Consider the following 8,368-nt stretch of genomic DNA (forward strand, 5'->3'; position numbering starts at 1 on the left):
GTGAAGCTGATGGTCGGGGCGATGAACTGCAGGAAACCCATGGCCGACAGCGGCAGCCGCCGCGCCGCCCAGGCGAACAGCACCAGCGGGATCGCTGTCACCGGCCCGGACGCGACCAGCCAGGCGGTGGTCACGCCATCGCCGCCGAAGCTGCCCTGGCCGTGCGAATGCAGCCAGGCCAGGAACACCAGGCTGATCGGGACCAGCAACAGGCATTCGACCAGCAGGCCGGTCTGGGCGTCGGCGTCGACCTGTTTGCGCACCACGCCATAGCCGGCGAAGGTCAGCGCCAGGGCCAGCGAGGTCCACGGCGCATGGCCGAGGGCCGCCGCCTGGATGAGGACGCCGATCAACGCCAGGCCGATCGCGACCTTGCCGAGGCCGCCGATCCGCTCGCGGAAGATCAGCGCCCCGGCCGCCATGTTGATCAGCGGGTTGATGTAGTAGCCGAGGCTGGTCTCCAGCACGCGGCCGTCGTTCACCGCCCAGATGAACACCACCCAGTTGCCGGCGATCAGCAGGGCCGAGGCGGCCAGCCAGGCCAGCACCTTTGGCCGCCGCAGCACTCGCGCCAGGCCCGGCAGCTGTCCGGCGAGGACGACGAACAGCGCCGCGGTCGGCACGCTCCAGACGATGCGGTGGGCGAGGATCTCGGTCGCGCCGACGCCGCGGGCGCCGATGGCCTGCATGACCAGGGGCACGAAGCCCCACATCAGGTAACAGCCGAAGCCCGCCGCCAGCGCAAGGCGGGCTTCGCCGCCATGCGCCGACGACGGAGGCATGGCTTAGGCGAGCGCCTTCTGCTTCAGCAGGCCGCGCTCGTGCAGCAGCTGGGCGATCTGCACCGCGTTCAGCGCCGCGCCCTTGCGCAGGTTGTCGGCGACCACCCACAGCGACAGGCCGTTCTCGACGGTGGCGTCCTTGCGGATGCGGCTGACGAAGACCGGGAATTCGCCCTGGGCTTCCTTCGGCGTGATGTAGCCCTTGTCGTCGCGCTTATCGATGACGATCAGGCCGGGCGCCTCGCGCAGGATCTCGCGGGCCTCGTCCTCGTCGATCGGGTCGTGGAACTCGATGTTCACCGCCTCGGAGTGGCCGACCATCACCGGCACGCGGACGCAGGTGACCGTCAGCTTGATCTCCGGGTCGATCATCTTGTGGGTCTCGTTCCACATCTTGGCTTCCTCGTCGGTGAAGCCGTCGTCCTGGAACGCGCCGATGAACGGGATGACGTTGAAGGCGATCTGCTTGGGGAACTTCTTCGGCGGCGTGGCGCCCAGGACGAAGACGTTCTTCGTCTGGTCGAACAGCTCGTCCATGCCTTCCTTGCCGGCGCCGGACACCGATTGATAGGTCGCCACGACGACCCGCTTGATCCGCGCCCGGTCATGCAGCGGCTTCAGCGCCACGACCAGCTGGGCGGTCGAGCAGTTCGGGTTGGCGATGATGTTCTTGCGGTTCGCCCACTCGACGTCGTCCGGGTTCACCTCCGGCACGATCAGCGGCACGTCGGGGTCCATGCGCCAGGCCGACGAGTTGTCGATCACGATCGGGCCGGCGGCGCCGATCTTCGGCGACCATTCCTTGGAGAACGAGCCGCTCACCGACATCAGCACGACGTCGACGGTCGAGAAATCGAACTGCTCGATGTCCTCGCAGGCGATCGTCTGATCGCCGAACGACACCGGCAGGCCGATGGATTTGCGGGAGGCGAGGGCGTGAATCTTCTCCACCGGGAATTTCACTTCCTCGAGGATGTTCAGCATCTCGCGGCCCACGTTGCCCGTGGCGCCGACGACGGCCACCCGGTAACCCATCGCAATTCTCCTATGGCTGGGGAGCGTCCCCGTAGCCCTCGTGCGCCTCGTGTGCAAGGCGAACGATTCTGGGGCGACGATCAGGCGCGCTGGGCGCCCTACCTCTGCACAAGGACGAGGGAGGGGGCCCTACGCGGCGTAGCGGGCGCTGACCTGGCGCAGGCCCTCGATCACCTTCGACGCGCCGGGCTGGCGGCCCATGGCCATCAGCATCCGCCAGGACTGGACGTGGACGGCGATCGCCGCGCGGTCGTAGCGCTTGGTGGTGCGCAGGTGGTCCAGCAGGTCGCACAGGCTGGTCAGCGCCAGGTCGACCGACGGCGCGCCGGACACCTCGCCGCCGCCGATGCCGCGCACGGCGATGGCATAGAGGTCGGCCATGCCCTCGTCGTCGAACTCCTGGCCCATGGCCTCGAGCCGCGCTTCGGTCAGCTCCAGCAGCGCCTGAAGCTCCGCCAGGCAGGTCGGCCGGATCATCTCCAGGTTCGCCTGGGCGCGCTCGAGGGCCTCGGCCACCGGCAATCCGCCCGGCATCTTCAGCAGCTTGGCCAGCCGTGGCTTGGGGAACACGAAACGGACGGAGCTCATGAGGTCAGTCTCGGCTGGATTTCGATGTCGGACTCGCCGGACGCGGAGCCGGGCGCCGCTTCTGCGGTCGCCTTCTCCAGGTCCTCGCGCCGGCGGCCGACGCCGTCCGGCGGCCCGTCGTCGCGGAAGCGGCGGTCGGGTCCGACATAGCCCTCAGAAAACAGGAACGGACGCCCCTCGCGGGCCACCCAGATGATGCGTTCGAGCATCACGATGGGGGCGAAGGGCTTCTTGACGATGATGTGCCCGCCGCAGTCCCGGGCGCGGGCCACGTCGGAGGCGGGGGTGTGGGCGGTGGTGATGATCACCGGCGTGTAGCAGTTGGGCTCCTGGCAGTTCGCCCGCATCCATTTGACGAAGTCGTAGCCCATGCCGGACGGGGCCATGCCGTCGATGATGGCGATGTCGATCTCGTGCTTGGCGGCGACCTGCTGGGCCATCTCGACGCTGGAGCAGCGGAACAGCTTCTTCGCGCCGAGGCCGGTGACGATCTGCACCAGGATCGACATGCCCATCGGCGTGTCGTCGAGGAGCAGCACGGCGGCGTCCTCGAGATTGTAGCGCGACCGGGATGCGGGATCGAGCGCCATGGCGCGGGCAGTCCGTTAGTCAGGAACGTCGGTTTTCTTCGGTCCCTAACTGCGCTGTTGCGGTTAACGGCGTATTTCCGTTCGCCGGAACCCTCCCCAAAATGGGGAAAATGACGTCGAGAAGATCCTACCCCGCCATCTTCAGGATCGTCGCCCATTCGTCGTCGGTCACCGGCGACACCGACAGCCGCCCCTGGCGCACCATGGCCATGCCGGCCAGCGCCGGCTCGGCCTTCATCGCCGCCAGCGTCACCGGCGAGGCCAGCGGCCGCACTGGCTCCAGCTCCACGGCCACGAACCGGCCCGTCGGGTCCGAGGCGTCCGGGAAGGCGGTCTTGGCCACCCTGGCGATCCCCACCACCGCCAGGCCGATCTGCGAGTGGTAGAACAGCACCTCCTCGCCAACCTGCATGGCCTTGAGGTTGAGGGCCGCGGCGTGGTTGCGCACGCCATCCCACGTCGTCCGGCCGTCCCGCTGCAGGTCCTCGAAGCTGTAGGTGTCGGGTTCCGATTTCACCAGCCAGCGCGCCATCCGTCCCTCCCGCATCCGCCTGGGCGGAAAACCTAGAGCGCGGCGACCACCGCGTCACCCATCGCGGCGGTGGTCAGCTTGCCGCCGAGGTCCGGGGTGCGGGCCCCGCCGGCCAGGGCCTTCTCGACCGCCGCGAACAGCCGGTCGGCCTCGTCGCTGCGCTCCAGCGACCAGCGCAGGGCCATCTCGAACGACAGGATCGCGGCCAGGGGGTTGGCGATGCCCTGGCCGGCGATGTCGGGGGCCGACCCGTGGATCGGCTCGTAGAGGCCGGGCGCGCCCGGAACGCCCAGCGCCGCCGACGGCAGCATCCCCAGCGAGCCGGTCAGCTGCGCCGCCGCATCCGACAGGATGTCGCCGAACAGGTTGTCGGTGACCATCACGTCGAACTGCTTGGGGTTCTTGACCAGCTGCATGGCCGCGTTGTCCGCCAGCATGTGCTCCAGGGTCACGTCGGCGTACTCGCGCTTGTGCAGGTCCTCGACGACCTCGCGCCACAGCAGGCCGGATTCCATCACGTTCGACTTTTCGGCGCTGGTCACCTTGTTGCGGCGGCCGCGGGCCAGTTCGAAGGCGACGCGGGAGACGCGCTCGATCTCGGCGGTGGTGTAGACCTGGGTGTCGATCCCGCGCCGGCCGCCGCCCGGCAGGTCCTCGATGCCGCGCGGCTGGCCGAAATAGACCCCGCCGGTCAGCTCGCGGACGATCATCAGGTCGAGGCCCTCGACCACCTCGCGCTTCAGCGTCGAGGCGTCGGCCAGCGGCTGGAAGCAAAGGGCCGGACGCAGGTTGGCGAAGACTTGCATGCCCGATCGCAGGCCGAGCAGGCCGGCTTCCGGCCGCTTGTCGCGCGGCGCGCTGGCCCACTTCGGCCCGCCGACCGCGCCCATCAGCACGGCCTTGGCGGCCTTGGCGGCGGCCAGGGTCTCGTCGGTCAGCGGCGTGCCGTGCAGGTCGAAGCTCTTGCCGCCGAACGGCGCCTCCTCGATGGCGAGGTTGGGGGTCAGGGCCGCGGCGACCTTGCGCACCTCGGCGATCACCTCGGGGCCGATGCCGTCGCCGGGCAGCAGGAGCAGGTCGGTCACGTCGTATTCCTTCGAAAGGCAGCGTTTCGAGGCGACCTCGTAGGCGAACTCACCGCCCTGGAAAAGCCTGGAGAGGCCCTGCGATGGCCCCGCCCGGGTCGTTTTTTCAACGCATCGGGCCCTGAGCGTGCGGCCGTCGGGGAAGTGAGAGCGCGTCCGGCGAGGGCCGGGCGCTTCGAAAGGACCAGCTTATGAGACTTATCGCCGTCACCACCGCCGTCGCAGGCGCCCTGGCGCTTGCCGCGCCTGCCCTCGCCCAGACCACCGGCGCCAACTCCGGAAACACCGCCACCGGCGCGGCGACCCAGGACGTCAACCGCAGCGCCCCCCACTCCACCGGCCAGACCGCCCGGGACACCACTCAGGCGACGGGCCAGGATCCATCCGGCGGCACGCTGACCAGCGGCGCCTCGGCCAGCGGTTCGACCACCACCGGGGCCACGGCAGGCACGCAGGCCGACGCCTCGACCACCGCCACGGCCGACGAAACGAAGGCGGACGACACCACCTCCGCCAACCCGACCTCCAACAGCACGACCCCGTCGTCGCGCTGACACTCGGCCCGCCGGGCGCTCCGCAAGGGAGGCGCCCGGCGGCGACGCCGAACGCCTCGTGCCGCCCGCGGCCTCGCAAGCGTCACAGCTGCGCCGCTTTTTCACCGCACCGGCCCGTCACGCCTTGGCCGTCCGGGGGGACAACAGGTCCGGTTCGCCGGACGGAGAGAGGAAGAGAACTCATGCGGATCATCGCCATCGCTTCGGCTTTCACCGGCATCCTGGCGCTCGCCGCCCCGGCCGCGGCCCAGATCTCGCTCGGCGGCGGCGGCCAGGTCGGCGCCGGCCTCGGCGCGACGGTGGGCGGCCTGGGCGGCGCGACCTCGGGCCTCGGCTCGACGGTGCGCGACACCACCCGCTTCGGCGCCGACACCACCCGCAGCGCCGCCCAGGCGACGCGCAAGAAGGCTCGCTCGGCGGTGCAGACCGCCGGCGCGGCCGGCCAGGACGCCGCTTCCGGCGCATCCCTGGCGGCCAACGGGGCCGCCAATGGCGCCGCCAGCCAAGGCGCCACGCTCTCGGGCGCAGCGCCGGCCGACGTCAGCGCGTCCGGCGCCGCCTCCAGCGACGCCGACGCCTCGGCCAGCCCCTCCGGCGTCAGCGTCGGCGCCAACGCCAGCGTCAGCGGCCAGGCCTCGGCTGAGGCGGGCCAGAGCCGGTCTGCGGAATAGGTGGGTCGCCGCCGGGCGCCCGTTGCGCGGCGCCCGGCGGCGCTACGCCTCTTCGGTCCAGGGCTGGGCCAGCGCCCGCTTCATCTCGAAGACGTCGATGGCGCCCGCCGCCTGCAGGGTCTCGCCGATGGCGTCGAGGCCCTTCAGCATCTTGTCCTTGCGGGTCGGATCGATCTCGAAGGCGAACACTGCGCCGGACGGCGAGGTCACGGTCTGCGCGGCGAGGTCGACGCTGACGACGTGGTTGCCGCCACGCGCCTCGTCCATCAGCTGCTGGACCTGCTCGGCCGGCAGGGTCACCGGCAGCAGGCCGTTCTGGAAGCAGTTGTTGTAGAAGATGTCGGCGAAGCTCGTTGAGATCACGCAGCGGATGCCGAAGTCCATCAGCGCCCACGGCGCATGCTCGCGGCTCGATCCGCAGCCGAAGTTGTCGCCGGCCACCAGCACGCCGGCGCCCCGATACTCCGGGCGGTTCAGCACGAAGTCGGCCTTCTCGTTCCCCGCCTCGTCGAAGCGGAAATCGTAGAACAGGCCCCGGCCCAGCCCGGCGCGCTCCACCGTCTTCAGGAACTGCTTAGGGATGATCTGGTCGGTGTCGATGTTCGCCAGCGGCAGCGGTGCGGCCTTGGCGTCGAGGGTGGTGAAGGCTTGCATCAGGCGTTCCCCGCCGCGGCGGCCGGCATGAATTCCCGGACATCGGCGATATGGCCGGCGATGGCGGCGGCCGCCGCCATGGCCGGGCTGACCAGGTGGGTGCGTCCGCCGCGGCCCTGGCGGCCTTCGAAGTTGCGGTTCGACGTCGAGGCGCATCGCTCGCCCGGCGCCAGGCGGTCCGGGTTCATGCCCAGGCACATCGAACAGCCCGGCTCGCGCCAGTCGAAGCCGGCGGCCTTGAAGATGGCGTCCAGCCCCTCGGCCTCGGCCTGCTCCTTAACCAGGCCCGAGCCCGGCACGACCATGGCCCGCACGTGCGGCGCCACCAGCCGGCCGTTGACGAACGCTTCCTGCACCACCAGGGCGGCCGAGCGCAGGTCCTCGATGCGGCTGTTGGTGCACGAGCCGATGAACACCACGTCGACCTTGGCTTCGGTGATCGCCTGGCCGGCGGTCAGGCCCATGTAGTCCAGGGCCCGCTCGGCGGCGGCGCGCTTGTCGGGCGTCGCGAACGCGGCGGGGTCCGGCACGCGGCCGTTGATCGGCATGACGTCCTCGGGGCTCGTGCCCCAGGTGACCAGCGGCGCGATCGTCGCCGCGTCGATCACCACCTCGCGGTCGAACGCGGCGTCGTGGTCGGAGAAGAACTGCTTCCAGTAGTCGACGGCCATCTCCCACGCCCCGCCCTTCGGCGCGGCCGGGCGACCCTTCAGGTAGGCGAAGGTGGTCTCGTCCGGGGCCACCAGGCCGGCGCGGGCGCCGCCCTCGATGGTCAGGTTGCACAGCGTCATGCGGCCTTCCATCGACAGGTCGCGCACCGCCGAGCCGGCGAACTCGATGACATAGCCGGTGCCGCCGGCGGTGCCGATTTCGCCGATCACCGCCAGGGCGAAGTCCTTGGCGCCGACGCCGGGGGCCGGCCGGCCCTCGATCCGCACCCGGAAGTTCTTCATCTTCTTCTGGCGCAGGGTCTGGGTCGCCAGGACGTGCTCGACCTCCGAGGTGCCGATGCCGTGGGCCAGCGCGCCGAACGCCCCGTGGGTCGAGGTATGGCTGTCGCCGCAGACGATGGTCATGCCCGGCTGGGTGCGGCCTTGCTCGGGTCCGACCACATGGACGATGCCGTTCCGCACGTCGCCCATCGGGAAATATTCGATGCCGTTCTCGGCGACGTTGCGGCCGAGCGTCTGCAACTGCAGGCGCGCCTCTTCGTCAGCCACGGCGTCGACGCCCAGCTCCTGGCCCTCGGTCGGGATGTTGTGGTCCGCGACCGCCAGCGTGCGGTCCGGCCGGCGCACCTTGCGGCCGGCGGCGCGCAGGCCGGCGAAGGCCTGCGGCGTGGTCACCTCGTGGATCAGGTGCAGGTCGATATAGAGGATCGCCTCGCCGTCCTGTTCGCTGACGACGTGTGCGTCCCAGATCTTGTCGTAGAGTGTCTTGCCCGGCATGCGCTGCATGTAGGTCCGAGGGGCGTCGCCCGTCTAGTGGCGCCGCGCCGCAGACCGCCAAGCGTGGCCTCGACGATACAGCCCGAACGCAAAAAGGCCGCGGAGCGCTGAGCCCCGCGGCCTTTTCGAAGCCTGTCGCCGTCCGCTTACTTGCGGGTGAAGGCGCCGAACTTGGCGTTGAAGCGCGACACGCGGCCGCCGCGGTCCAGCATCTGGTGACCGCCGCCGGTCCACGCCGGGTGGGTCTTCGGGTCGATGTCCAGGTTCAGGGTCGCGCCTTCCTTCCCGTAGGTGGAGCGCGTCTGGTAGCTGGAGCCGTCCGTCATCACCACGGTGATGAAGTGGTAGTCCGGGTGAGTGTCTTGTTTCATCGCGCGGGCGCCTGACGTAAAGGAGCGGCCAAAGTTGGAAGGCCCCCGCGAAGGGGCC

Annotated in this window: 11 protein-coding genes; 2 read left to right on the forward strand and 9 right to left on the reverse strand. The window is 70.2% G+C overall.

Annotated elements, in window-relative coordinates; all coding sequences use genetic code 11:
* From rarD to leuB, 6 genes are all read right to left on the reverse strand, one after another.
* On the reverse strand, positions 1–782 hold a 782-nt coding region (gene rarD, locus ACILRF_RS12400), incomplete at its 3' end, for an EamA family transporter RarD (RefSeq protein WP_395673323.1).
* A gap of 3 nt (positions 783–785) precedes the next feature.
* Entirely contained in the window at positions 786–1,817 is a 1,032-nt protein-coding gene (locus ACILRF_RS12405; protein WP_395673325.1) for an aspartate-semialdehyde dehydrogenase, read from the reverse strand.
* Positions 1,818–1,946: 129 nt separating this feature from the next.
* Positions 1,947–2,405: a hypothetical protein gene (locus ACILRF_RS12410; protein WP_395673327.1), complete on the reverse strand. Its 459-nt coding sequence runs from the start codon at positions 2,403–2,405 to the stop codon at positions 1,947–1,949.
* Positions 2,402–2,995, reverse strand: coding sequence for a PleD family two-component system response regulator (locus ACILRF_RS12415; RefSeq protein ID WP_395673329.1), 594 nt, complete (start codon positions 2,993–2,995; stop codon positions 2,402–2,404). Before ACILRF_RS12415 ends, ACILRF_RS12410 begins: the two co-directional genes overlap by 4 nt.
* A gap of 127 nt (positions 2,996–3,122) precedes the next feature.
* On the reverse strand, positions 3,123–3,527 hold the full coding sequence (locus ACILRF_RS12420) for an EVE domain-containing protein (RefSeq protein ID WP_395673331.1): 405 nt from the start codon (positions 3,525–3,527) through the stop codon (positions 3,123–3,125).
* A 32-nt stretch (positions 3,528–3,559) separates the two neighbouring features.
* Positions 3,560–4,612: a 3-isopropylmalate dehydrogenase gene (gene leuB, locus ACILRF_RS12425; protein WP_395673333.1), complete on the reverse strand. Its 1,053-nt coding sequence runs from the start codon at positions 4,610–4,612 to the stop codon at positions 3,560–3,562.
* Between the two features lie 191 nt (positions 4,613–4,803).
* Here leuB and ACILRF_RS12430 point away from each other — a divergent pair, with 191 nt between their 5' ends.
* Positions 4,804–5,166: a hypothetical protein gene (locus ACILRF_RS12430; protein WP_395673335.1), complete on the forward strand. Its 363-nt coding sequence runs from the start codon at positions 4,804–4,806 to the stop codon at positions 5,164–5,166.
* 182 nt (positions 5,167–5,348) lie between these two features.
* Positions 5,349–5,837 (forward strand): hypothetical protein, encoded by a 489-nt coding sequence (locus ACILRF_RS12435; protein ID WP_395673337.1) that lies wholly within the window; start codon positions 5,349–5,351, stop codon positions 5,835–5,837.
* A 42-nt stretch (positions 5,838–5,879) separates the two neighbouring features.
* Here the strand turns inward: ACILRF_RS12435 and leuD are convergent, their stop codons facing one another.
* The 3 genes from leuD to rpmE form a co-directional block, all read right to left on the reverse strand.
* Complete coding sequence (gene leuD, locus ACILRF_RS12440; protein WP_395673339.1) at positions 5,880–6,491, reverse strand: 3-isopropylmalate dehydratase small subunit; 612 nt, start codon at positions 6,489–6,491, stop codon at positions 5,880–5,882.
* Positions 6,491–7,939, reverse strand: a complete 1,449-nt coding sequence (leuC, locus tag ACILRF_RS12445) for a 3-isopropylmalate dehydratase large subunit (RefSeq protein WP_395673343.1) — start codon at positions 7,937–7,939, stop codon at positions 6,491–6,493. Before leuC ends, leuD begins: the two co-directional genes overlap by 1 nt.
* Positions 7,940–8,085: 146 nt before the next feature.
* Positions 8,086–8,310, reverse strand: coding sequence for a 50S ribosomal protein L31 (gene rpmE, locus ACILRF_RS12450; protein ID WP_395673341.1), 225 nt, complete (start codon positions 8,308–8,310; stop codon positions 8,086–8,088).
* Positions 8,311–8,368: the final 58 nt, after the last annotated feature.

This window comes from Phenylobacterium sp. (assembly GCF_044236515.1).
GTDB lineage: Bacteria > Pseudomonadota > Alphaproteobacteria > Caulobacterales > Caulobacteraceae > Phenylobacterium.